This window comes from Chryseobacillus diguaensis (assembly GCF_049220665.1).
Lineage (GTDB): Bacteria > Bacillota > Bacilli > Bacillales > Bacillaceae > Metabacillus_B.
The window spans coordinates 1-23,931 of record NZ_JBMKNV010000015.1 but is presented as its reverse complement, the minus strand read 5'-3'; the positions used below and the strand labels follow the sequence as shown (position 1 = coordinate 23,931).

The following is a 23,931-nucleotide window of genomic DNA, read 5'->3' as shown; positions in this document are numbered from 1 at the left end:
TTTAAGTGTCTGATTTCATATCTTTTTTAATTCTTTTTAATTCTTTTTGTAATTTTTCTTTATCCATTTTCGGATTGTCGAGTCTCTTTTCCAGCTCGTCCAACTCTGAGAAAATTTTTTTATCAGCACTTACATGAACTTTCATATCCGGAAAAAGGGTCTTTAGTTTCTCTTTTATCTTTTTTTTAATCGGTTTTACTTGAAAGCGATTCATTTGTTTAATTTTTACGGCAATGTAAAGATCTTTGTCCGTATTTACTGCTCTCGCCGCTGTGACTTCTTTTGTGCTTATGGCGTATTTTTTAGCCTTTTCTGCAATGGATGGATTTGACGTGGCATGTACATTCGAGAGATTATATTGAGGTTCTGACTCCTTCTCTTTCCCGCTGCATCCCGATACCAAGAAAATGAAAAGGAAAAAACAATACCCTAACTTTTTAGCACAATTTTTTTTCATTTATATTCACCTGTCATTTATGTAGTTTGGAAAAAAGGGATGAAAGATCATCCCTTTTTCACTGGATAAGATAGTATAAATTTTAACTGAATAAGCTCGGTTTCTATGGGTTAATTTGTCCAGCTCCAGCGCCTAGCCCGAGTCTTTAGGTCATAAGCCGTTCATCCAGGGAAAGGAAAGACCACCTTTCTCCGGCTGACCGTCTTATGCTTGCCTTAGGCTGTTCAAGGCGCTTGCGCTTTTCTTGTGTTATTGCTGCTTATACTGTGGCTCTTCGTTTTCAATCTCCTGCATACGCGGAGATAAGGAATCAACAAGAGATTGTGTTTGTTGTGCAGCGTTTTGAAAAAGCTGCTTTGCTTGCTGATTTTCTGTTTCCAAAGCAAATCCTTCCAGACTGGCCTGAGCGCTTTTCAATCCTGCAAGCGTTTGTTTGAGCTGACTTGATACGGTCATATTGGTTCCTCCTAAAGAAATAACTTCTTTATATATGATTCCAATCTTTTTCCTTATTACAAATGCCAAAATTTGGTGGACATTAACCTATTTTCATGCATTCAGTATTACCGGGATGAATTGCTGCAGAAAGCCATTCAGATTCAAGCAACAACTACGCTGTTTATGCACGGGTTCCGGGGATTTATGCACGGGTTTCGGAAGTTTATGCACGGGTTTTCAGAAATTTATGCACAGGGAAAAGTGTTATGCACAAGACATAAGGGTTATGCACGACTTTCAAAGATTACGCATAGGTTTCTGCGTTTATGCACACCCCCGTCCCATCCGCAAAAAAAGAGCCTGGAATTTCCCCAGGCTCTTACTCTTTCATTGCGTTAACAGCTTCTTATAAATCCTAATCGCCGTCAAATGCATCCCTTCATGATACAGCTGGAAAGTCAAAAACTGCTCTGCTGTTTCGAGCTTCATGCCGGCAGATGTGGTATATGGAGGATCAATTTTTTCCTCCAGCCGATGAGCCAACGCTTCCTTTATTCTTCCATGCTGTTCGCCAAGCAGGGTTTTCAGCTCTTCCAGAGAAGGCACTGTAACACCAGCGGGCTTTTCTAAAGGAGAAGTTCCGTATTCAAATTGTTCCTTAAACCCTTCCGGCACATGAAGCGGAAGACCGATATACTGAAAAGCATGCCTTTCGAAAACAACATAGATGTGACCAAGGTTCCAACGGATTGAATTGCGAAAGCCATCAGGAATTTGATCAGCGAGTTCCTCTGTGACGCCTTCTGTCATTTTCAGCGTCTGTTCCCTTACAAATGCAAGCTGTTTAAATAGAAAGTGTTCCATCAGTCCAACTCCTTTAAACTTTATCCAGCGCTTTGGTCTGCAGGCACTGTGATTTTTTCTCCAGCGTGCAGATGACGCTTGGCTACCCACAATAAGAATAGCACAGGAATGGTTAATAGGCTTGTCACAACTAAGCCCATTGAAACAGATGACAAAGCTATGAATCCGACAAGCGGTCCTCCGGCAATTTGGCCGACTGCATCAAAGTGTCCGAACAGAGAAAGCATGGTTGCTCGCCCTTTTGATTCAAGCTTTTGATTCAGCCAGATGGTGTAAAGCGGATGATTTAATCCCCGAAGTATGGCACATGCCCAGTAGGTCGCTATGGCGAGCCAAAATTCTCCGGCGAGCGCAAAAGCAATCATGCTTATGACGAGCAGTCCGTTGATTGCACCAAGCAGCCAGATGAATAGCCGTTCGCCAAGGCCTTCGCCTTTTCGCTGAATCCATTGCACCAGCCCAATATGGAGAATGAAGGCAACTGCGTTGATGACGCCAAACCAGAAAACGGCTGAATCTTCCGTGAGCTTCAGATTGTTAATTAGATGAACCTCCCATAGCCTGTCAAAGCCTTCACTTGCAAGACCCCACATAAGGGAAATGCCTGCCATGCTGAATAATATGGCTGAGCTCCTCACTGTTTTATAGCCTTTTGTTATCACACTCGCAAACTGACGGACGTGTGAGGCTTCTGTCCTCTCGAGTTTCACAAAGTGGTGCTCCGGCATGTAAAAGATAAGCCATATTCCGAAAAGAATAAAGGCTCCGCCTGAAAGCAGGATAGCGATTTGCACAGAAAATAAGAAAGAAAGGGCAACGCTGACAAAAATACCGGCAAAGCATCCTAATGAAGAAAATTGCGATCCCTTGAAAAACAGCTTTTGCAGCCCTTCACTTTTCACTTCATCTGCAATCCAGGCTTCTTCGGCACCGCTGAAAAAGGTATATCCAAGCCCCCAGAGGGCATAAGCACAAATAATCGCCCAAAACTCAGGATAGAAGCCTTCCAGCAGATGGGCGGCGCCGACAATAAACATCCCGATAATGACAGACCATTTACGGCTGAGATGATCAGCAATAAAGCCTGTCGGAATTTCAAAAAGCATAATAGAAATCTCCATCACCGTTCCAACAAGAACGAGCTGCAGAGGATCAAGGCCTGCTTCTTTAATAAAATAGATGGCACTAACCGTGAAGACGATATACATCAGAAATGCCCGGACTCCTGACAGTAAATAATACACCTTTCTTGCACTCATTCAATTGTTCCTCCGATTCTTCTATTCTCTTATATGCAAATGAGAGAATCTGAAACGGAGATCTCGCTTTAACCTCCCCGTTCAGATTATGAAACAGGTACCTTTCCCTGTCGCATCAATGTCGTCCTCCTTTTTTGGGATAAATCCATTATATGTTTATTTGGAATATTCCTTCAACTGCTTTAAGCTTTTATTTCCGCCTCTGTAGATAACGAAGCTTCGTTTTTTCGGCTCAGAGCAGGAAGAACAATTAAGTAATAAATGCCTACCGCAAGCAGCACGATGCCAATCAGAAGGTATATGCCATCCGGTGAAGGCAAAATGGTTGGGGAAATCGCAGCGATCACTCCTAAAGCTGCAGACTGGGCCAGCATCATCACCGGTTCAATCAGCCCGTTCACCCGCCCCATCAGCTTCGGATCAACAATCGAAGGGAGCCAGCCGGCAAAGGCGACGTTCAACGGAGCCAGGAAAGCCCCTGTCAAAACAGTAAAGAGAAAATAAATCCATGTATTGCTGATATAGCCCATCGACCCAATCAGGAGACCCGTAACGAAGAGGCCGAAAATAATCGTGACATACGGTTTTACCTTGTTCGCGATCATCGTTCCGATGCTGCTGCCAATTATAAAGCCGATCCCGACAAAAATAGAAAATAATGAGGCATACCATTGATAGTGCTCTGGCTCCAGCTTAAATTTCATAGAATAGAGAGGAATAATGGCTAAAGCCCCGTTAATGAATCCGAAAAAGAAAAAGCCGATGATGATGGACAGGAGCAGCTTGTTTTGGCCGACATAAAGTAGACCCTCGCGAAAATCCCTTAAGGAAGCAGCAGGATAAAGATCTTTCATTTTAGCCGGTCCATTCGGAAGATTGACCTCCTGGCTGATCCGGCACCACTGAATGAGAAGGGCAGAGATAACAAAGCTGATTCCATCTATCACGACAGCCCCCTGAATGCCGATTGTCTGATAAGCAAGAGCTCCCATGCCCATTCCAAAAATCATAAAAACGCTAAAGAGCATCTGATTCAATCCAGCTGCCTTTTGGTACTCTTCTTTTTGCAGCACCCCTTGAAGAATAGCCATCTCTGCCGGAGCAAAAAATTTGGAAACCCCAGCTCTCAGAAAAAGTATTAGGAAAATAACAAAAAGAGAATTGTAAAATACAGCAATCAGCAAGAGCACGGTCAGGCCGGCGCGAATCCAGTCAGACCAGATTGCGATCTTCTGCCTGTTCACTCTGTCCGCTAAAACCCCGGTAAACAGAAACACAAAAAGAGTCGGGAGCGCATACATCAATTCAGCCGCCGCAGCCAGATTCGGCTGGTGTGCAAAACGATCCAGCAGATAAAAGGCAAACGCCATATTACCGATGGTAGTACCAAGCTGTGAAGCAAGGGAAGCCAAGAAAAGCCTTGTGAAAATTCCATTTTTAAAAATACTCATCGCAATCCTCCAAAAATTGTAATCAATTCTTATCTATTATAAGAGGATCTGAGTATAAAATGGATATTTTTAGAAAAAATTCTGGATTTACGATTAGCTGAAAACAACGAGAGGGTATAGTATGCTAAGAAAAAGGGAGATGAGAATATGGCAGGAATCAATCTGCTGAAGGACAAAGCCCGCATCGTGCTGGAAAAGAGAATTATTTAAATGCCATTTTCGCTTCAAATCCCGGAATCTGGTTTTGAAATCATCTATTTCGGGGATGTTAAGAAAGTATGTCTTTTTTTAAGCAAAGCAATTTACCATATTATGAAGTAGGATGATGGGGAAATGAAACGAGCAAGAATCATTTATAATCCAACCTCTGGCAGGGAAGCGTTCAAGCGTTTTCTTGCTGATGTCTTAATAAAATTTGAAGCAGCAGGCTATGAAACGTCCTGCCACTGCACAAAATGCGAAGGGGATGCAACAAAGGCAGCAAAGCTTGCTGCTGAAAGGGAATACGACCTGGTTGTAGCGGCAGGGGGAGACGGCACCGTCAGCGAAGTGATCAACGGACTGGCAGGCTACGAAAAAAGGCCGCAAGTCGGTATTATCCCTGTTGGAACGACAAACGACTTTTCTCGGGCAATCGGCATACCGCGCGACGATATCCTTGCCGCGGCAGATGCTCTCCTTGAAGGAAAAGCACATGCCATTGATATCGGCAAAGTAAACGGCACGTATTTTATCAATATTGCCGGCGGCGGACGCCTGACGGAGCTTACATATGAAGTGCCAAGCAAGCTGAAAACCATGATGGGCCAGCTCGCTTATTATCTGAAGGGAATTGAAATGCTGCCGAGCATCAGGCCGGCAGAAGTTGTGATCGAGTATGACGGCAACAAATTTGAGGGAGAGGTCATGCTGTTCCTCGTTTCGCTGACAAACTCTGTTGGAGGCTTTGAAAAACTTGCACCGGACTCAAGCCTTAATGACGGGCTGTTTGACCTGATTATCCTGAAAAAAGCCAATCTCGCAGAATTTATCCGCGTAGCATCTGCTGCCATGCGCGGCGAGCATATGAATGACGATCTGATCATTTACACAAAAGCAAACCGCATTAAAGTCACTTCAACTGAAAAAATGCAGCTCAACCTTGACGGCGAATATGGAGGCGACCTGCCTGCTGAATTCGAAAACCTCTACCGCCATATCGGGATTATTATGGGCAAAGAGAAATCGGAGGAAATGGAGCACCAAAACCAGGAGCATGATGAGATTGAGCAGTAAAAAAGCAACCGCGGGGCTGGAAATAAAACCGTGATGTTTCTCTGTTTATCGGGTGCAAGTGTACAGGCCGGTCTGGCGCTTAACCCTTATATTGACTATGCCATGACAGCTGGTGCCGGGCTGCATATCATCTTTTTATTGCTGCGCTTACTCGTTAGGTAAAAGCAAAGAAAACAGGATTCAGTGATTCCTGTTTTTTTATTGTTAAGTAAATTATAAATTTTCACCCTGTTGATAACTTTCAACAAGTTTATTGAAATCCAGCTCCAGCGCCCAGCCCGAGTCTTTAGGTCGCTTCGGTCCTGTCAATGAAGTCAAAGAACGACTTCACAGCCAGGCCCTCCAGCGCTTGTCGGGGCTAACCAGGGCGCCTGCGCCTTTTGTTCCGTTCTTTAAAGTTTTCTATTATGCGCAGTTCTGGATTAATAAAGCCGGAATAGCTAAACTTAAATAAGAGATCTTCTAAGATGTCATAATTTATAGGATTCTTTGCACTTATCAAACAACGAAATAAAGAGGAGATCATGAAGGAAAATGGACAAACAAGAAAGCCGCTACAGATGGTTAGTTCTTAGTATTTCTTTATTTGCATATTTCGTGATTGTGAGCCAGAGGACGGCTCCGGGGCTTGTGACGGATACGCTCATGAGCGAATTTCATGTTTCGGCTGCTGTGATTGGATTGATGAGCAGCATTCAATTTTTTGCGTATGCAGGGCTGCAGATTCCTATTGGACTTTTATCAGATCGTTTTGGTCCAAACCGGTTTTTGATTGCAGGTACGCTATTGAACGGGATTGGGTGCCTGATTTTCAGCTTTGCGCCAAATGAATCCCTGCTGATCTTTGCCCGGTTTTTGGCAGGAATAGGTGATGCGGCGATTTTTGTGAATGTGGTGCTGATTTTAAGCGAGTGGTTTAAGGCAGGGGAATTTATTAAATTAATGGGGATTGTTTCGCTCGCAGCGAGCATCGGCTCCTTGACTGCGACCTTTCCTTATTCTGCTTGGATTTCTTCAACATCCTGGAGGCAGCCGTTCCTTGTGATTGGCATTATCCTGCTAATTACCACTTTCCTGCTGTATTACATTTTGGTGGCGAGGCCGGGAAAAATGTTCAAGGATGAAGCGAAAACGAAGAAAGTTTCTGAGAAAGCCCCGGAAAGCGTGTGGGCGATTTTAAAGCGGATGTTCACGGCCCGCCAGGCATGGGCGACCTTTCTTTGCCACTTCGGAGTTGTCGGAACGTACATAGGATTTATCGGTTCGTGGGGTGTGCCTTACGGAATTCATGTATTTGGACTTTCCAGATCGGCAGCAAGCCAGCTCATGATGTACGGACTGCTTGGAGCGATGATTGGCGGACCGCTAATCAGCTGGATGACAAGCAAGCTTGGGACGATTAAAAAAATATACGCACTCGTTCACCTTATTGTGTTTCTTAGCTGGTGCGGGCTATTTTTATCTGGTGTGAACCCTTCATTTTTATTGGCAGTTTCGCTGTTTTTTATCATTGGGTTTGGAAACGGGGCGAGCTCTTTGACGTTTGCTGCGGTCCGAAGCTCCTTCCGAATCGAGGAAGTTGGGGTCATTTCCGGCTTTTCCAACATGGGCGGCTTTTTGAGCGCCGTCCTGCTGCCGATTGTTTTCGGGAAAGTGCTGGATTTCTTTCCGGGAGATGCGTTAAATGCAGGCTATCATTATGGCTTCCTCATACCGGTCCTCTTTTCGTTCCTTGGATTGACAGGGGCTTTGCTGCTAAAAGAAGAGAGAAAAGAGGAAGTGAGCGCTTGATCTATAATACTTAAGCTACGAGGGAGAAGTGGCTTATGCAAATTTTATTAATTCGTCATGGGGAATCAGAAGATGATTTTTTAGATGCCGATTACAAAGGATCAACTGATTTGCCATTAACGAGCGCCGGAAGAGAGCAGGTACAGAAAATGGCATCTTGGGTGCAAAAAGAATTTCCTCCTGATTTGGTTTGGAGCAGTACCCTGAAAAGAGCGAGAGAGGAGCAGAACTTCTGGCTCCTGCGACAAACTGCCAACCGGACTATTTAGAAGAACTGAGAGAAAGAAGAAAAGGGGAAAGTGAGCTGGAATTCAGACAGGGCGCAGATCTTCCAGCAGAATTTGAGAACCTTATCGTCACATTGAAATTATTATGCCAAAAGAAATCAGAAGAAATGGAAAAACAAAGCCCGAAAGAAAATGATAACCCAAGTAAAATTGAAGAGTAAATTTTTATCCTCGTACTGCTCAGGCAGGACGGGGATTTTTTCATTTAACAAGATGTAAACGGTTGCGATAACCACCAGCATATGATAATTTAGTATTATTAAATCACATATAAAATACAAAATTATATATGTGATTTTAAGTTTTTCAATGAGGAGGGTGAAGATGGACGTTATCAGCATAGGGGAAGCCATGGTTCTCTTTACTCCTGAACGAAAAGGACCGATGAGGTATGCAAGAGAGTTCACCTCCCGGATAGCGGGAGCAGAGGCGAATACGATGATCGGTCTTGCGAAGCTCGGCCACAAAACGGGCTGGATCTCAAGGCTCGGAGCAGATGAATTCGGCTCTATGATTCGCTCTGTTATAAGAGGAGAAGGGGTCGATGTTTCCGGGACCTCTGAAGACAAAGAGCACCAAACGGGCATCTTTTTTAGAGAAAATGTATACGCCGATCATGTGAGGGTCATGTATTACCGTAAAAACTCAGCAGCTAGCAAGCTTCATCCAGGTTTAATCGATGAAGCGTATTTATCAAAAGCGAAATACCTTTACATAACAGGCATCACTCCTGCTTTGTCGAATACATGCTATGAAACCATTTTTCACGCTATGAAACTTGCAAAAAAGCACAAAATGCAAATCATTTTCGATCCGAATATCCGCTATAAGCTTTGGAGCGAAGAGAAGGCGCGGGAAACGATTTTGAAAATGGCGGCTGATTCTGATGTTGTCATGCCTGGGATCAGTGAAGGGCAGTTTTTATTCGGTACAGATGATTGTGAAGAAATAGCGGACCGCCTTCATAAATTCGGAGCCGGCACTGTGGTAGTGAAAAAAGGAAAAGAAGGTGCCTATTACTCTTCTGGTTTGGAAAAAGGACACGCTGCTGGTTATCCGGTTGAAATAGTAGCGGATCCAGTGGGAGCAGGAGACGGCTTTGCAGCGGGAGTTTTGTCAGGACTTCTTGACGGCTTTTCCTTAAAAGAAGCTGTGAGCCGCGGCTGTGCTATTGGGGCAATGGTCACCACAGTCAATGGAGATATTGAAGGGCTTCCCGACCGGAAGACGCTTGAGCAGTTTCTTTCCGGCCAGGATGATGTGAGCCGCTAAAAAGGAGGAAGAAGGATGACAGATACTCGTTCTCTTATTCTCGAAAATAAGATTGTTGCCATTATTAGAGGGGCAGAGGCTAAGGATGTTTTGAAGATTGCAAGAGCTCTTCAGGCAGGAGGGGTAAAATCTCTTGAAATCACGATGAATTCGCCAAGCGCGTTAAAGGTGATTGAAGAAGTTTCAGAGGAAATGGGGAATCAGGTGCTTGTCGGGGCAGGAACAGTGCTCGATCCAGAAACAGCAAGGGCGGCGATCCTTGCAGGAGCAAAGTTTGTGCTGGCGCCAACAGTTAACCTGGAAACCATTAAAATGACAAAGCGCTATGGTGCTGTCAGCATTCCCGGTGCTTTTACGCCAACTGAAATTCTGACCGCCTATGAAAATGGGGCTGATATAGTCAAAGTTTTTCCTGCCTCAATGGGTCCTTCCTTTATAAATGACCTGCGCGGGCCGCTGCCGCATATTCCAATGCTTCCAACAGGCGGTGTGACTCTATCAAATGTAGCAGAATTTATGAAGGCGGGAGCAGTCGGGTGCGGGATCGGAAGCTCTCTGGTGAATACAAAAGAAGACGTTACGGAGGCTTATCTTTCTGAATTAACAAAAAAGGCAGAGCAATTTATGAAAGCTGCGACATTATCATAAAGGGGATAGAACGATGAAAATCACTGGCTATGAACTTTTTCAGGTGCCGCCAAGATGGCTATTCTTAAAAATCACAACAGACGAAGGCATCACTGGGTGGGGCGAGCCTGTCATTGAAGGGCGTGCCGCAACAGTTAGAACAGCAGCAGAAGAGCTGATGGAGAATTTAATCGGAAAGGATCCGCTTCATATTGAGGATCATTGGAACATGATGTACAGAGGCGGCTTCTACCGCGGCGGACCGATATTGATGAGTGCCATTTCAGGAATTGACCAGGCGTTATGGGATATCAAAGGAAAATTCTACAACGCACCGGTACATGATCTCATCGGCGGAAAATGCCGGGATTCCATTAAGGTGTATTCCTGGATCGGAGGCGACCGTCCGGCAGAGGTGGCAGAAGCTGCGAAAAAAGCGAAGGAAGCAGGTTTCACAGCGATTAAAATGAACGACGCAGAGGAGCTTCAGTACGTGGACTCTTTTGATAAAATCGATAAAATTTTGGAAACCGTTTCAATTGTGAGAGAAGCAGGCGGTCCTCACTTTGGCATCGGGCTTGATTTCCACGGCCGTGTGCACAAGCCGATGGCAAAGGTGCTGGCAAAGGAGCTTGAGCAGTTCAAGCCAATGTTTATTGAAGAACCGGTGCTTCCGAATAACAATGAGGCACTTCGCGAAATTGCAAGAGCTACAGTCATTCCAATCGCTACAGGAGAGAGAATGTATTCCCGATGGGATTTCAAGCCGCTTTTAATGGATGGCTATGCGGATATTATTCAGCCTGATTTATCCCATGCAGGCGGAATAACGGAGTGCAAAAAAATCCTTTCCATGGCCGAAGCCTTCGATGTAAGTGCAGCTCCGCATTGTCCGCTTGGACCGATTGCTCTCTCAGCCTGCCTGCAGGTGGATGCGACATGCCACAATGCCTTCATTCAGGAACAGAGCCTTGGCATTCACTACAACGAAGGCAGCGATATTCTGGATTACCTAACGGATCCATCGGTATTTGACTATGAAGAGGGGTATGTCAAAATTCCAAAAGGACCCGGGCTCGGCATTGACATCAATGAAGAGCATGTCCGAAAAATGGCGCAGGAAGGGCACAACTGGCACAATCCGATTTGGCGGCACAAAGACGGAAGCATTGCAGAGTGGTGAGTTTTCACCTTTCTGCAATGAGAATGTAAGCGTTTATAAATGAACATAAGGGGACGGGGGATATGAACCATTCACTGAAAGAAAAGCTGCCTACAAGGGCACGCTACGGGATTTTATCACTGGTATTCATTAACGTTATCATTAATTATATGGACCGAAGCAACATCTCTGTAGCGGCATCTGCTATGGGAAAGGACCTTGCCTTGAATTCTGTGCAGCTTGGCCTCCTTTTCTCGGCATTCGGCTGGGCGTACTCCTTTCTGCAAATACCGGGCGGCTGGATGGTCGACCGCTTCGGTCCAAGAGTCATGTATACGATCAGCTTATGCACATGGTCACTCGTTACATTGTTTCAAGGATTTTCAAGAGGATTCTTCAGCCTGTTTGGACTTCGCCTTGCAACAGGAGCCTTCGAGGCACCAGCCTTTCCGGCCAATAACCGGATCGTCACAAGCTGGTTTCCGGACAAGGAAAGAGCCTCAGCCATTGCGATGTACACATCAGGACAGTTTGTCGGGCTGGCCTTTCTGACACCAGTACTGACAACGATTCAAGCCTATGTCAGCTGGCGGGGTCTGTTTATCATCACAGGTGCAGTCGGAATCATCTGGTCGGTTGTCTGGTATCTAGTTTACCGCGATCCGAAGCAAAGCAAAAAAGCGAGCAAGGAAGAACTGGCCTACATCGCAGAAGGAGGAGGCCTGATTGATCCGAAGGAAAATCAGAAGCAGGATAAACAAAAACTGCAGTGGAAGGATCTAAAGGAAACTCTTTCCCACCGAAAGCTCTGGGGCATTTACCTCGGCCAGTTTGCCGTTAATTCCACACTATGGTTCTTCTTAACGTGGTTTCCAACGTACCTTGTTCAGTACAGAGGCCTCGATTTTATCAAAACAGGCTTTCTTGCATCCCTGCCGTTTTTGGCAGCCTTCATCGGGGTCCTGATTTCAGGCTTTGTTTCTGACTATATGGTGAAGCGCGGGGTTACGATGGGGGTAGCGAGGAAAACTCCGATCATTATCGGATTGCTGTTATCGATCGCCATTATCGGAGCAAACTATGTTGATAATACAGCACTCATTATTGTATTCATGACGATCGCCTTCTTTGGAAACGGACTTGCTTCCATCACTTGGTCGCTTGTTTCACAGCTTGCGCCTAAACACCTCGTGGGGTTAACAGGCGGAGTCTTTAACTTTATCGGAAGCCTTGCTTCCATCATTGTTCCGATTGTGATCGGGTATCTTGCAAAGGGCGGAAACTTTGCGCCGGCCCTCGTCTTTATTGCAGTACTCGCTTTCCTTGGTGCACTGTCCTACATTTTGCTTGTTGGAAAAGTAGAACGGATCGTTCCGAACGAGCTTGCCGAAAACAAAGGGAATCTTCATATGTAATAAAAAGAGGCAGCTTTTAGTGAGCAGCCTCTTTCATATTAAATCCATTTCCATGATCCGGGACACTTCCTTGAAGCCAAGCTCTTCATATAAAAACCGCGCTGGATTCCCGGCAAACACGTTTAACTGAACCTTCTCAAACCCCTGCTTTTTCAGTTCCTCTATTGCTGCAAGCATCAGCTCCTTGCCGATTCCAAGCTTACGATACTGAGGATATACAAAAAGCGAAAAAATCGCTCCAACCCTGGCATTTGAAAAGGAGTTAAATTCTCTTCCGACCAATATCCAGCCAGTCAGCACATTCCGGTCAGCCGAAATCAAATAATAAGCCCCGCTTCTAAGCAGCGGAACAAAATTCTCAAACGTCTTCTTTTCATCATTCTCCTGATACCCCATCGTACTCTCATTCACAGCCTGCGCCATCAGCTTCAGAAGATGGTTTGATTCATCTGGAAATGCCCTTCGAATGAACAAATTCTAAACACCTCGACTTTTGAAGACGAATGCTATCTGAGTTCAATTTATGTTGAGGGGGGTGGAATGATGAACAGGATTTAAGCAAAAGCCTTCATTTCATGCTGCAGATTTAAAAATCAAAGAGGGGTTTTTATAATAAATTTCTCATCAACATCTCCAGGTTCCTCTCCTTAAACACCTCATTATGCGAAGAAACCAATCCTTGACTTAGCTGCGTCCGGCTGAATAAACTGCTTCGCTTTGTTCACAGCGTTTGCTGCATCCTGAAAAGCGCCGGCAATCAGGTTCAGTTTCCCTTCATGCTTTAAAATATCTCCTGCTGCAAAGAGTCCTGGAACAGAAGATTCACTGCTTGAGTTTCCGGCAATGCAGTTGTAGTCGGACAACGCGATATCGAGACTTCACGATCACATCATCTATCGGCAAATAAGAAATTTCTCCATTTTCAATATGAGTTACTTCCACTTTTTCTATGCTATCACCGTTCGCCATCAGCTTGGTGATCGCTGTCTGCGGCAAGGAGATGACCGAGCTTTCCATAATCGCTGCTGCTTGTGCCTCGTGGCCAGTCAATGCTTCCTTCCGGTAAACGAGGTAAACTTTTTTGGCAATTGGTTCAAGAGTTGCGGCCCAGTCCATCGCAGCGTTTCCGCCTCCGGAAATCACAACGGTTTTATGTCGAAATTGTGTTAAGGATTTGACGGTGTAATGCAGATTGGAAACCTCGAATTTTTCAGCGCCATCGATGGCAAGCTTTTGCGGCTTTAATATTCCGCTTCCGATGGCTGTGATCACAGTTTTGGAGTAATGCAGCTTACCTGAAGCAGAGTGCAGCACAAAGATACCGTCTTCACGGGTAATGGAAACGACCTTTTCATTCAGAACAACCTCAGGCTGAAAGGTGAGCCCCTGCTGAATGACCTGCTCCATCAGCTTTGCACCTGTAATTGGCGTGTGCCCGCCAACATCCCAAATTATTTTTTCCGGATAAACATGGAGTTTTCCGCCAAGCTCAGGCTGGAATTCAATGATCTTTGCCTTCATTTCTCTAAGTCCGCTATAAAAAGCCGAATATAATCCTGCTGGTCCTCCGCCAATGATCGTAACCTCGAAAATTTCCTTATCTGCCATGCTTTCCAGCTCCTTACAACACCATTAATGATTCTCATTCTCAATTAATGATAATCTAAATGAGAAACTTTATCAATAAAATTGTTGACGTTCTTCATTCCTTCGTTTTATGATAAATGATAGTGAGAATCATTTTCATTCAATGAAAGGAGATGCCAGTATGGTTCGGCTATACACAGAGCAGCTGAAGGTCGGGTATGGCGAGAGAACAATCGTTTCTGATCTTAGCGTTGAGATACCGGATAAAAAAGTAACCGCCATCATTGGGCCAAATGGCTGCGGCAAATCAACCTTGCTGAAAGCGATGAGCCGGATCCTTGCGCCAAATGCAGGAAGCGTCATTCTAGATGGTCAGAACATTACCTCTGAGAATACAAAGCTCTTGGCAAGAAAGATGGCGATTCTTCCGCAGACACAGGAAAGTGCGAGCGGATTGACAGCAGGAGAACTCGTTTCCTACGGGCGCTTTCCGTACCAAAAAGGCTTTGGCAGGCTTACGAAAGAAGATTATGCCGCCATCGACCGCGCGATGATGGCAACAGGAACGGCTGATTTCAAACACCGCCCTGTAGATGCCCTTTCTGGCGGACAAAGGCAGCGTGTCTGGATTGCCATGGCCCTCGCTCAGGAAACCGACATCATCTTCCTCGACGAACCCACCACCTACCTGGATATGGCGCATCAGCTGGAAGTACTTCTGCTCCTGCAGAAACTCAATCAGGAAGAAGACCGGACGATCGTCATGGTCCTGCATGATCTCAATCAGGCAGCCAGATTTGCCGACTGCATCATCGCAATGAAAGATGGAGCTGTTGTGAAAAGCGGCACTCCAGAAGAAGTGATTCACAAAAAAATATTGAGGCAGGTATTTCAAATAGACGCCGAGATCGGGAAAGACCCTAGAACCGGCAAACCAATGTGCCTGACCTATAACCTCATACAAGGAGAAGAAGAACATGAAAAAATGGTTTCTACCCGTACTAATCGGGATCATCCTACTGATCAGCGGCTGCAGCAGCCAATCCACAGAGAAAAAGGAATCCAGTAACCAAACGATCACATATCAATCAGAAAATGGGGCTGTGAAAGTACCGGCGCATCCAAAACGGGTTGTCGTGCTTGCTTCCCTTGCCGGAAATGTCATGAGCTTAAACGTGCCGATTGTAGGCGTTGATGCCTGGTCGAAAGACAATCCGAAGTTCAAGGATAAACTGAAAAATGCTGAAGTTGTATCAGATGAAAATCTGGAGAAAATCATCGACCTGAACCCAGACCTCATCATCGGCCTCTCCAACACAAAAAACATCGACAAGCTGAAAAAAATTGCCCCAACTGTTACTTATACATACGGAAAAGTGGATTACCTGCAGCAGCATATTGAAATCGGAAAGCTTTTGAACAAAGAAAAAGAAGCAGTTGACTGGGTAAATGACTTCAAAAAGCGTGCAGAAGCTGACGGAAAAGAAATTAAAGCAAAAATCGGCGACAAAGCAACGATTTCGGTTGTAGAAAGCTTCGAAAAGCAGCTGTACGTGTTCGGCAGCAACTGGGGAAGAGGAACAGAAGTCCTTTACCAGGCCATGAAATTGCCAATGCCGGAAAAGGTAAAAGAAAAAGCGTTAAAGGCGGGCTACTATGCGATTTCGCCTGAAGTGCTTCCTGAATACGCCGGCGATTACCTTGTCTTGAGCAAAAACGCGGACAGTAAGGCATCCTTTGAAGAAACCAATACCTTCAAAAACAGCCCTGCCGTGAAAAACAAACATTTAATTGTAGTGAATTCGAAGGAATTTTACTTTAATGATCCAATTACGCTTGATTACCAGCTGGAGACCTTGAAAAAAGGCTTACTTGGCAACTAAACCTTAAAGAAAAGATGAGTGTGTATGACAAAGGAAACCCGCACAGCTTATTCATTTGCCTGGAAGCTCGGCATGAGCCTCGTAATCCTGGCAGGTGCCCTGATTCTTTCCATCGTGCTTGGCGCCAAAGAAATCACTGTACAGGATGTATGGTGCGCCATCTTTACGGATGCTTCCGGTGAACAGCTTGATATCATCCGGGAAATTCGGCTGCCGAGGGAAATCGGAGCGCTTGTCACAGGATCAGCGCTTGCAGCAGCCGGTGCGATCATGCAGGGGATAACGAGAAATCCCCTCGCCGATCCCGGACTCCTTGGCCTCTCAGCAGGAGCGAATGCCGCCCTTGCGATCACAGTGGCGATTCTTCCTTCCGCCAACTACTACGGGCTGATGGTGGCCTGCTTCGTCGGAGCAGGATTCGGAGCTCTTCTGGTTTTTGGCATCGGAGCAGCGAAAAAAGGGGGCTTTTCTCCTTTTCGAATTGTACTGGCCGGAGCGGCAGTAACGGCTCTCCTGTTTGCCGTAGCACAAGGCGTTGGCCTTCTTTTTAAAATCTCGCAAAATGTTTCCTTATGGACAGCAGGCGGCCTTGTCGGAACAACATGGAAGCAGCTCGCAGCGATCGGACCGTTTATTGCGGCCGGCCTCTTTATCGCCATTGTCTTGTCCAAGCAGCTCACAGTCCTCAGCATCAGTGAAGAAGTGGCGGTTGGACTCGGACAGAAAACCTTTGCGGTTAAAGCGATTTTGTTTGTAGTCATCGTTTTGCTCACAGGTGCCTCCGTTGCCCTTGCCGGGAACCTTGCTTTTGTAGGCCTGCTTGTGCCGCATATAGTTAGAGGCATAACGGGAAGCGACTACCGGTTTATCCTGCCGATGTCCGCTGTACTCGGCGGAGCTTTTATGGTGTTTGCCGACACGGCAGCACGGATGATCAATGCCCCTTATGAAACTCCGGTGGCAGCTGTTATGGCAATTGCCGGACTCCCTTTCTTTCTCTTTATTGTCAATAAAGGAGGGAGGACGTTCACATGATTCATCCATCCTTACTGAAAAAGCAAAGAATCGTTGTCCTCTCTCTTATTGTGCTGATTTTCGCGACAATCGTTATCAGCCTTGGGCTGGGCTCGTCCTCTGTCTTTTATGACAGGGTCCTGCCGATTCTTATGGGGCAAGGAACCTACAAGGAAGAGTTCATTCTTTATTCCATAAGGCTCCCGAGGATACTCGTCACGCTGCTCGCAGGAATGGCGTTAGCTTTATCCGGCGCAATTCTTCAGGGCATCACGAAAAATGATCTCGCTGAGCCGGGTATTATCGGGATCAACTCAGGAGCTGGAGCAGCTGTCGCGATCTTCTTTCTCTTTTTCCCGCTCGACGCCGGAAGCTTTGTCTACATGCTGCCGTTTGCCGCTTTTATCGGAGCATTTGTTACAGCAGTGCTGATCTATGTCTTCTCATACACCCGTAAACAAGGACTGCAGCCGGTACGCTTAGTTCTAGCAGGCGTAGGATTTTCGATGGCGCTCTCAGGTCTCATGGTTGTCCTGATCTCCTCGGCAGAAAGGCAGAAAGTCGACTTTATCGCCAAATGGCTCGCCGGAAATATCTGGGGAACCGACTGGCCATTTGTATGGGCGCTCTTACCATGGCTTGTCGTGCTTATCCCGTTCACACTCTACAAAGCAAACCGGCTCGACCTGCTTGGCCTTAGCGAGCAGGCGGCGATCGGCCTCGGCGTACCGCTTGAAAGAGAGCGGCTGCTATTGATGATTGCCGCCGTTGCGCTCGCCGCATCAGCCGTATCCGTGACAGGAGGCATTGCTTTCATTGGGCTAGTTGCTCCTCACATTGCAAAGGCACTGACCGGGCCGAGGCATGTCCTAAACGTTCCGGTCTCCATCTTAATGGGGGGACTGCTGCTTCTAGTCGCAGATACGATCGGAAGAAATGCTGGAGGTGCAGAAGGCATTCCGGCCGGTATCATCGCCGCTCTCATCGGAGCACCGTATTTTCTTTACCTATTATGGAAAAAAGTCTGAAACCGTCTGGCATCTTGCCCGGCGGTTTTTTATGCTTACCTTACAATATTCCCGATATATCAATGCTTATAAATGGTATTGAGGTGAATATCAAATCAGTAACTGAATGCAGTACTCTATTCGGAACATTCGGTGGCGTAGATGCTTTTTTTGAGGAATTTGAGCCTTCAGGTAAGGATGAACAACTGCAGGAGGAGAGTGAAAAGTAAACACACAGGAGTCTTGCAGGAACAGTTGATTCAAACTGCGAACTTATGCATAGGGGGAAAATAAAAACGGTGAATTTTTTCACCGTTAAATTAATCACCTATTTATTTTGTGTTACCTCTTTGTAGTAAAGATAATCGACCTTGTTCTTTGTAGCCAATAGTTGGGAAGCTAAAATAGCAGTATAAAGAGTAGTAAGGATAAGTGCTCCTATACCAATACCTGTAATGTTTAATTTGTTTGAATTGCTCATGCTGCTATTGCTTTTAGTCATCTCGGACATTAGAAATCTTTCCTCCTTATGTGTTTATATTGGATATTTTCTCTTAAAGCCTAAAGTTTATACAGAAGGATTAAACTAATACACAGTTGAAGAAAAAAAAACAACAAAAGGAGCATGAATCATCATAACTGGAGGGAGCATGTAAATGTTACGACATAGCCTGCATTTTAGTTACAATCGCAATGGCATTTGTAATTGCCGGCTACAGAAAGGAAGAGAAGGAATGACATTACGCGGTAATTACAAATAGCTTGCGCATGTCTTCTCTTCTTAGTTTTATACGGAAAGCTGTCAAAAGAAACGCCGTCAATCCTGCTGTTCAGCAGAATTCCTATGTCTATTCGAAATTGGAGCCTGCTTTTCCAATCCCAGCACAAGCCAAAGAAAAAAAGGTGAGGAAAAAATACATTAAATACAGCCTCCCAGGTGTCTGTGAAGAGCGGGGGATTCCCAATGAATTTATGAATCAAATCAAGGCAAATGGCTGGAAAAAGGCTGACCAAATGGGCTTGATGACAGAGTTTATAAAGGATGGGAAATTGATCAAATTGATGAGCCAAACAAATGTCTTCATTCTGATAAAAGTATGAGTTGCCGCATTTTTAGCTGCCGCCTGATTGTGGTAAAATGGGTGAAGCAAATTAAGTAAAGGAAGCGAATCAATGACGAATCGTCAAGCACCCGTGCAAAAAAATGAAATTTACGACGTGACCTTTGAAGACCTGACACATGAAGGCTCAGGCGTCGCAAAGGTGGAGGGATTCCCGATCTTTGTCCCGAATGCCCTGCCTGATGAAAAAGCGAAAGTCAAAGTCGTGAAAGTGAAAAAAGGCTTTGCCTTTGGAAGAATTGAAGACCTTTATCTAAAGAGCCCTGAAAGAACAGCGGCTCCTTGTCCTATATATAAAGAATGCGGCGGCTGCCAGCTGCAGCACCTAAGCTACAAAGGCCAGCTTGACTTCAAGCGCAAGCAGGTCGAAAACGTCCTGACCCGGATCGGCAAGCTGAACCTGGATGAAGTCACTGTTCACCCGACCCTCGGCATGGACAACCCATGGAACTACCGCAACAAATCCCAAGTCCCAGTCGGCGAACGCGAAGGCGGCCTCATCGCAGGCTTCTACCAGCAGCGCACCCACGAAATCATCAACATGGAACGCTGCCTCATCCAGCAAGCTGAAAACGACGCCATCGTCCAAGCAATCATAGACATCTGCGGAAGACATGGCATCAGAGCCTACAACGAAGAAACCCACAAAGGCTGGCTCCGCCACATCATGGTCCGCTACGGTGTTGTATCCGGCGAAATGATGGTCGTCTTTGTCACAAGAACGCCTGACTTTGCCAACAAAGAAGCCATTATAAAGCAAATCACAACCCGATTCCCATCCGTCAAATCCATCGTCCAAAACATCAACACCAAGCGGACCAACGTCATCTTCGGAGACGAAACGAACGTCCTCTGGGGCGAAGAATACATCTATGACAGCATCGGCGACATCCGATTCGCCATCTCAGCCAGATCCTTCTATCAAGTGAACCCTGAGCAAACAAAGGTCTTGTATGACAAAGCCCTAGAATATGCCCAAATCACTGGAGAAGAAACAGTCATCGACGCCTACTGCGGCATTGGGACGATTTCTCTTTTCCTCGCCCAAAAAGCGAAAAAGGTATACGGAGTGGAAATTGTCCCGGAAGCGATTGAAGATGCGAAGCGGAATGCTGCGCTGAATGGATTAGATAATGCAGAATTTGAAGTCGGTCCAGCTGAGGAAGTTATTCCGAACTGGTATAAGCAGGGGATTAAGGCAGATACTTTGGTCGTTGATCCACCGCGTAAAGGGTGTGATGAAGCCTTGCTGAGGACCATTCTTGAGATGAAACCGAAGCGGGTGGTTTATGTGAGCTGTAATCCTGGTACTTTGGCTAGAGATTTACAGGTTTTAGAGCAGGGTGGGTATAAGACGGTTGAGGTGCAGCCGGTGGATATGTTTCCGCATACGATGCATGTGGAGTGCTGTGCGAAGTTAGTTTTAAAATAAAAAATTATGCAGCGGGGAGTGAAAATCTATAAAAGATTTTCACTCTACCCTTCTGCACTATTTCAATTTTTTTAATTAAGCGATGGAGCATTTCAGGAGTGAGTTCTTCAAAACTTGCAAATTTTTTGAGTTCAATCGTTAATTTCTGTAGGTGTCCTACTGATTCACTCTGATTAAGCTTCATCTCAATATTTCTTCTCTGATGTTCTAGGCTTTCAGCTTTCTTATTATTAGCAGTTGTGACTACCTGGTATTCTTCCTTACTAATAGTCCATCAGCAAGAAGGTTAATTAAACTAACTTTTTTTGAAGCTAGATCAGCAATTTCCTTCTCAAGCAAAAGTATTTTTTTCTCATCACTTTTCAAAGTAGGCTTAAGTTTACTTTCTAGCTGTTTTTGGTACTGACCTTTGTTTATTGAGGAGGACAACTCTTGTAATTCTTTCAATACTAAGCTGATTAATTCTTTCTCTTTAATAACGTGATTCCGCAGATACTGGATTTTTTGTCCCCAATTTCCCCATTTGTTTCGCAATGTAGTTATTCTATAGGAGCGTTGGAGTCAATTGGGCATCCCATTATTCCCCCTTCTACTCATTTGGAAAATGAGGGAGTATTGAAACTTAACCCCCTTTATGAACTTAAAGAACCGGAATCAGTTGAGTAAGGGAATAAAGGGAATATCTAGCAAAAGGGATTTAAAATTAAATATTGCTTTGGTTTGTTCCCGCTTTCTTGTTTGTCGAATTTCCTAACATATCCTCTATCTTCTAATTCTTGAATAACTGAGTGAAGCTTCCTGCTATTCATCCGATATTTCACATTCTGTTGAATTCCCCTGAATGGGATCGGAAGATTAGCATTATATTTATCTAATCCCTTCTCATTCTTTTTTTGAATGACTTTTAAAACATAAATTGCCTCTTCAGTATTTTGATTGGCTTTCATAAAACCAAAGGCAGCCTTGGGATGTTCAATAAGATAGTCCTCTAACATTAAACATTTTTTTGTAGTAATCGCATCAATTTCATTAGGAATAGTAGGTGGGTGCTTAATGTGATTTGCCAAATGAATTAACCCTAATAGAGGGGCCATATTGCCGACTATTTTGCCGCCCCACTCTAATATGTCCGCTAAATCTCCATGATCCCTAAGTTTATGTTCAATCCTTTCTTGAAAATCAATAAATAGTGAATCTGCCTCTTCAGATATAGAGAGAGTTAATTCTTGATCTTCAAGGACTTCGAATAAACTTATTAAGTCTTTTTGGTATTCTTTTCTAATCTCTTTTGGAATAGGTTTTGGACGACTCTTTCTGTACCCTCTAAAATCGTTGGGTAAAGCATATAAAAAACGAGCCATTAATCCTCGACCTTGAAAAGCCGCTGGTAACCTTTCTTTAACATTGTTCTGGCCAACGACACCAATAGTAAGTGCTGGGGCCTCTATTGATTCACTTCTGCCTCGCCGATCAACCCGGATTTGATCGCCTGAATGACCTTTCAAATATACTTCTAATTTAATTTGGCCACTGTATCGACCTTCTATCATGCCGAAAATACCAGCTTCAGCCGAGAGAACCCCTAGGCGTTCATTATTTTGTTTAAGAAGGGTAACCAATGTTTCAGGTGTGGAATCATCTGTAACTAATGTTGGTAAATGCATTTCTGGCAAAATTTTAAGTTCCTCATGCAAAGAACGGATTTCTGAGTGGACGTTCTCATCACCTTCTTTTCCATACACACCTTCTAAGTAATCAATTCTTTTGGCTTTCGCTTTTCGATCGGATTCACGTTGCTTTATTGCAATTTCCAATTGATCTCTACGTAACATTTCGTAAGAAAAGACAGGCTTCGTTATTTCCCTAAATACTGAGCTTTTTCGATTTGCTGGACCCATTAAAGTCAAAATATATGTGTTGAGGGGTTCAAACCAATCACCAGACGGATTTATGTTTACCTTTTTTGCAGCTGCAATTGAGAGTGTAGATAATACTGCCATACTTGCCATATCAGGTGGTGTTTGAGTTGATTCAGCAACTGCATTTACATAGTTTTCTAACCAGTCTGGTATTAAAAGTGGGTAGTTCATGGTCATTAAATCGAATAGGCTCATCCCAACCATTTTTAAGATCATCATAATGATTAGTTTGAAAAAGGCTAGAGACATCAGAGTTCCAATTAGTATTTTGCATCTTTTTGTACCTCCTTAAATTAACAAATTGCTGGGTTGCACTTTAACTTACGATAGCTATATTCCATAGAGAGGAAGGCGACACCACTATGCCATGTTCTCAATACACAAACCTTTAACTCAAAAATGAAAAGGGTTCGTTATGTTTATTTTTAGGCTTTATCATTTATTAATTTATCCGCTACTCGTAAAGCATCATCTAGACGCTTAACAAATGATAAGTATTGCGGAGTCGTTAGTGTTTTTAGCCCATGTTGTTTTATAGTTCTCCATAAGCATCGTGATATTGGTTCGGTATGCTGCATTGAAGGCTGCTCGAAAGTCTTTCCATCCTTAAGGCTTATGAGCTAACTGCAGTTAATTTTGTAGAAGGATTTTTGTAATTTAAACAGAATAATTATATTTGCATCCAGGATTTGTAATCGGGTTATTTATCATTAGTATTAATAATTAAGGAGGCGACCAACAATGGTCACGACATTAGAGCAATTTCGAGAAATTTTGGATGGGAATCGTCGTTTAACCATTCGAACAATTGAGGCTTTCCCTGAAGACAAGTTATTCACCTTTGCACCGGTCGAACCGCTGCGGCCATTCTCAAAAATGATTTTAGAGATACTAGATATTGAACGCGCATATATACGCGGTATCGCTCTCGGTGAATGGGAATATAGCCAACCTTTTGCTGGTGTTTCGACCAAAGCGAAACTTTTAGACGGTTGTCATGAAACAAAGGAGGATGTGCAAAAATGGTGGCCAAAAATCACCGAGGAACGGTTGCACACCGTAGAAAAAGATCCATTTTTTGGTGGCGAAATGAGTCATTTCGAACGTCTACATTATGCGTTGGAAAATGAAATCCACCATCGGGGCCAAGGTTTTATTTACTTACGTTTACTTGGAATTGAACCGCCAGCGTTTTGGGAGCGACAATAAAAAGGGACAAAATTTTCATTTAATCCGGATTCGTTCCGGTTTTTTTATATCGGGGTAGTACCTGCGAAGCTGTCATTAGGCCTATTAAGTTACATTCTATTTTCGCTTGATCGTACAGGTGTTACTAAATGATCATACATAAAAAGGACTCCTAAAGGCTTAGGAATCCCTTTTTAATTCTTGAAGTCGCTTGTATTGTTTCTGGCAATTAACTGATGTATGTTTTGTCAGTATGTTTATTAATCTTTATGAATCATTACTTAAAGATAAACCTGTATAAACACTAATATTTATTCATATTTGTGAAGCGATGCTTACTGCACTAACTGGCAGTTTAGCATTCCTGTAGATCTTTAAATATCAGGTTTGAAAAAAATAGAGCCCCTCAGTAAGATACGAGTATAGAGTCCAATCTAACTCAACGTCTTAAGGAGGAAGCCTTACTATGAATTTTAAAATGC

The 23,931-nt window shown here is 44.3% G+C and carries 25 protein-coding genes and 1 pseudogene; 15 read left to right on the top strand and 11 right to left on the bottom strand.

All coding sequences use genetic code 11. From position 1 onward, the window contains the following. Nucleotide 1 precedes the first annotated feature (1 nt). From ACOT8F_RS18005 to ACOT8F_RS17985, 5 genes are all read right to left on the bottom strand, one after another. On the bottom strand, nt 2-457 hold the full coding sequence (locus ACOT8F_RS18005; protein WP_421653329.1) for a YhcN/YlaJ family sporulation lipoprotein: 456 nt from the start codon (nt 455-457) through the stop codon (nt 2-4). A 249-nt stretch (nt 458-706) separates the two neighbouring features. Then, entirely contained in the window at nt 707-913 is a 207-nt protein-coding gene (locus ACOT8F_RS18000) for a DUF1657 domain-containing protein (protein ID WP_421653328.1), read from the bottom strand. 369 nt (nt 914-1,282) lie between these two features. After that, complete coding sequence (locus ACOT8F_RS17995; RefSeq protein WP_421653327.1) at nt 1,283-1,759, bottom strand: DinB family protein; 477 nt, start codon at nt 1,757-1,759, stop codon at nt 1,283-1,285. 20 nt (nt 1,760-1,779) lie between these two features. Beyond that, nucleotides 1,780-3,018, bottom strand: coding sequence for an MFS transporter (locus tag ACOT8F_RS17990; protein ID WP_421653326.1), 1,239 nt, complete (start codon nt 3,016-3,018; stop codon nt 1,780-1,782). Nucleotides 3,019-3,200: 182 nt separating this feature from the next. Beyond that, nucleotides 3,201-4,469 carry an MFS transporter gene (locus ACOT8F_RS17985; protein WP_421653325.1) on the bottom strand — a complete coding sequence of 423 codons (1,269 nt, stop codon included), beginning with the start codon at nt 4,467-4,469 and terminating at the stop codon, nt 3,201-3,203. A 333-nt stretch (nt 4,470-4,802) separates the two neighbouring features. Here ACOT8F_RS17985 and ACOT8F_RS17980 point away from each other — a divergent pair, with 333 nt between their 5' ends. The 7 genes from ACOT8F_RS17980 (at nt 4,803) to ACOT8F_RS17950 (ending at nt 12,298) form a co-directional block, all read left to right on the top strand. Next, nucleotides 4,803-5,744: a diacylglycerol kinase gene (locus ACOT8F_RS17980; RefSeq protein WP_421653324.1), complete on the top strand. Its 942-nt coding sequence runs from the start codon at nt 4,803-4,805 to the stop codon at nt 5,742-5,744. 534 nt (nt 5,745-6,278) lie between these two features. Beyond that, on the top strand, nt 6,279-7,535 hold the full coding sequence (locus tag ACOT8F_RS17975) for an MFS transporter (protein ID WP_421653323.1): 1,257 nt from the start codon (nt 6,279-6,281) through the stop codon (nt 7,533-7,535). Nucleotides 7,536-7,570: 35 nt separating this feature from the next. Continuing rightward, the gene (locus tag ACOT8F_RS17970; protein ID WP_421653322.1) at nt 7,571-7,804 is read left to right on the top strand and encodes a phosphoglycerate mutase family protein; all 234 of its coding nucleotides are present in this window, start codon (nt 7,571-7,573) and stop codon (nt 7,802-7,804) included. A gap of 342 nt (nt 7,805-8,146) precedes the next feature. Continuing rightward, entirely contained in the window at nt 8,147-9,094 is a 948-nt protein-coding gene (locus ACOT8F_RS17965) for a sugar kinase (RefSeq protein ID WP_421653321.1), read from the top strand. A 15-nt stretch (nt 9,095-9,109) separates the two neighbouring features. Continuing rightward, entirely contained in the window at nt 9,110-9,742 is a 633-nt protein-coding gene (locus ACOT8F_RS17960; protein WP_421653320.1) for a bifunctional 4-hydroxy-2-oxoglutarate aldolase/2-dehydro-3-deoxy-phosphogluconate aldolase, read from the top strand. A 13-nt stretch (nt 9,743-9,755) separates the two neighbouring features. Continuing rightward, nucleotides 9,756-10,904, top strand: coding sequence for a galactonate dehydratase (gene dgoD / locus ACOT8F_RS17955; RefSeq protein WP_421653319.1), 1,149 nt, complete (start codon nt 9,756-9,758; stop codon nt 10,902-10,904). Nucleotides 10,905-10,966: 62 nt separating this feature from the next. Next, nucleotides 10,967-12,298: an MFS transporter gene (locus tag ACOT8F_RS17950; RefSeq protein ID WP_421653318.1), complete on the top strand. Its 1,332-nt coding sequence runs from the start codon at nt 10,967-10,969 to the stop codon at nt 12,296-12,298. Nucleotides 12,299-12,331: 33 nt separating this feature from the next. Here the strand turns inward: ACOT8F_RS17950 and ACOT8F_RS17945 are convergent, their stop codons facing one another. Both ACOT8F_RS17945 and ACOT8F_RS17940 read right to left on the bottom strand, forming a co-directional pair. Continuing rightward, entirely contained in the window at nt 12,332-12,772 is a 441-nt protein-coding gene (locus tag ACOT8F_RS17945) for a GNAT family N-acetyltransferase (protein ID WP_421653317.1), read from the bottom strand. A 133-nt stretch (nt 12,773-12,905) separates the two neighbouring features. Continuing rightward, nucleotides 12,906-13,906, bottom strand: a pseudogene (locus tag ACOT8F_RS17940) (NAD(P)/FAD-dependent oxidoreductase). A gap of 160 nt (nt 13,907-14,066) precedes the next feature. On the opposite strand from ACOT8F_RS17940, the gene ACOT8F_RS17935 reads away from it, so the two are divergent. The 5 genes from ACOT8F_RS17935 (at nt 14,067) to ACOT8F_RS17915 (ending at nt 18,019) form a co-directional block, all read left to right on the top strand. Beyond that, a complete protein-coding gene (locus tag ACOT8F_RS17935) occupies nt 14,067-14,954 on the top strand; it encodes an ABC transporter ATP-binding protein (RefSeq protein WP_421653316.1) in 888 nt (295 codons plus the stop codon). After that, nucleotides 14,863-15,768 carry an iron-hydroxamate ABC transporter substrate-binding protein gene (locus ACOT8F_RS17930; protein ID WP_421653315.1) on the top strand — a complete coding sequence of 302 codons (906 nt, stop codon included), beginning with the start codon at nt 14,863-14,865 and terminating at the stop codon, nt 15,766-15,768. The genes ACOT8F_RS17935 and ACOT8F_RS17930 overlap by 92 nt, the downstream gene beginning before the upstream one ends. A 24-nt stretch (nt 15,769-15,792) precedes the next feature. After that, entirely contained in the window at nt 15,793-16,803 is a 1,011-nt protein-coding gene (locus ACOT8F_RS17925; RefSeq protein ID WP_421653314.1) for a FecCD family ABC transporter permease, read from the top strand. Then, nucleotides 16,800-17,810 carry a FecCD family ABC transporter permease gene (locus ACOT8F_RS17920; protein ID WP_421653313.1) on the top strand — a complete coding sequence of 337 codons (1,011 nt, stop codon included), beginning with the start codon at nt 16,800-16,802 and terminating at the stop codon, nt 17,808-17,810. The genes ACOT8F_RS17925 and ACOT8F_RS17920 overlap by 4 nt, the downstream gene beginning before the upstream one ends. Before the next feature lie 83 nt (nt 17,811-17,893). Further along, entirely contained in the window at nt 17,894-18,019 is a 126-nt protein-coding gene (locus ACOT8F_RS17915; protein WP_421653312.1) for a hypothetical protein, read from the top strand. A 98-nt stretch (nt 18,020-18,117) separates the two neighbouring features. Here the strand turns inward: ACOT8F_RS17915 and ACOT8F_RS17910 are convergent, their stop codons facing one another. After that, nucleotides 18,118-18,300, bottom strand: coding sequence for a hypothetical protein (locus ACOT8F_RS17910; RefSeq protein ID WP_421653311.1), 183 nt, complete (start codon nt 18,298-18,300; stop codon nt 18,118-18,120). A gap of 461 nt (nt 18,301-18,761) precedes the next feature. Here ACOT8F_RS17910 and ACOT8F_RS17905 point away from each other — a divergent pair, with 461 nt between their 5' ends. After that, nucleotides 18,762-18,890 carry a hypothetical protein gene (locus tag ACOT8F_RS17905; protein WP_421653310.1) on the top strand — a complete coding sequence of 43 codons (129 nt, stop codon included), beginning with the start codon at nt 18,762-18,764 and terminating at the stop codon, nt 18,888-18,890. A gap of 72 nt (nt 18,891-18,962) precedes the next feature. After that, entirely contained in the window at nt 18,963-20,342 is a 1,380-nt protein-coding gene (gene rlmD / locus ACOT8F_RS17900) for a 23S rRNA (uracil(1939)-C(5))-methyltransferase RlmD (RefSeq protein WP_421653308.1), read from the top strand. Between the two features lie 4 nt (nt 20,343-20,346). Here the strand turns inward: rlmD and ACOT8F_RS17895 are convergent, their stop codons facing one another. The 3 genes from ACOT8F_RS17895 to ACOT8F_RS17885 form a co-directional block, all read right to left on the bottom strand. Then, entirely contained in the window at nt 20,347-20,526 is a 180-nt protein-coding gene (locus ACOT8F_RS17895) for a DUF4368 domain-containing protein (RefSeq protein ID WP_421653307.1), read from the bottom strand. 59 nt (nt 20,527-20,585) lie between these two features. Beyond that, entirely contained in the window at nt 20,586-20,876 is a 291-nt protein-coding gene (locus tag ACOT8F_RS17890; protein ID WP_421653305.1) for a hypothetical protein, read from the bottom strand. Between the two features lie 149 nt (nt 20,877-21,025). Then, nucleotides 21,026-22,465: a YfjI family protein gene (locus tag ACOT8F_RS17885; RefSeq protein ID WP_421653304.1), complete on the bottom strand. Its 1,440-nt coding sequence runs from the start codon at nt 22,463-22,465 to the stop codon at nt 21,026-21,028. Nucleotides 22,466-23,002: 537 nt separating this feature from the next. Between ACOT8F_RS17885 and ACOT8F_RS17880 the strand changes: the two genes are divergently transcribed. Next, a complete protein-coding gene (locus tag ACOT8F_RS17880) occupies nt 23,003-23,470 on the top strand; it encodes a DinB family protein (protein WP_421653302.1) in 468 nt (155 codons plus the stop codon). The last annotated feature ends 461 nt before the right edge of the window (nt 23,471-23,931 follow it).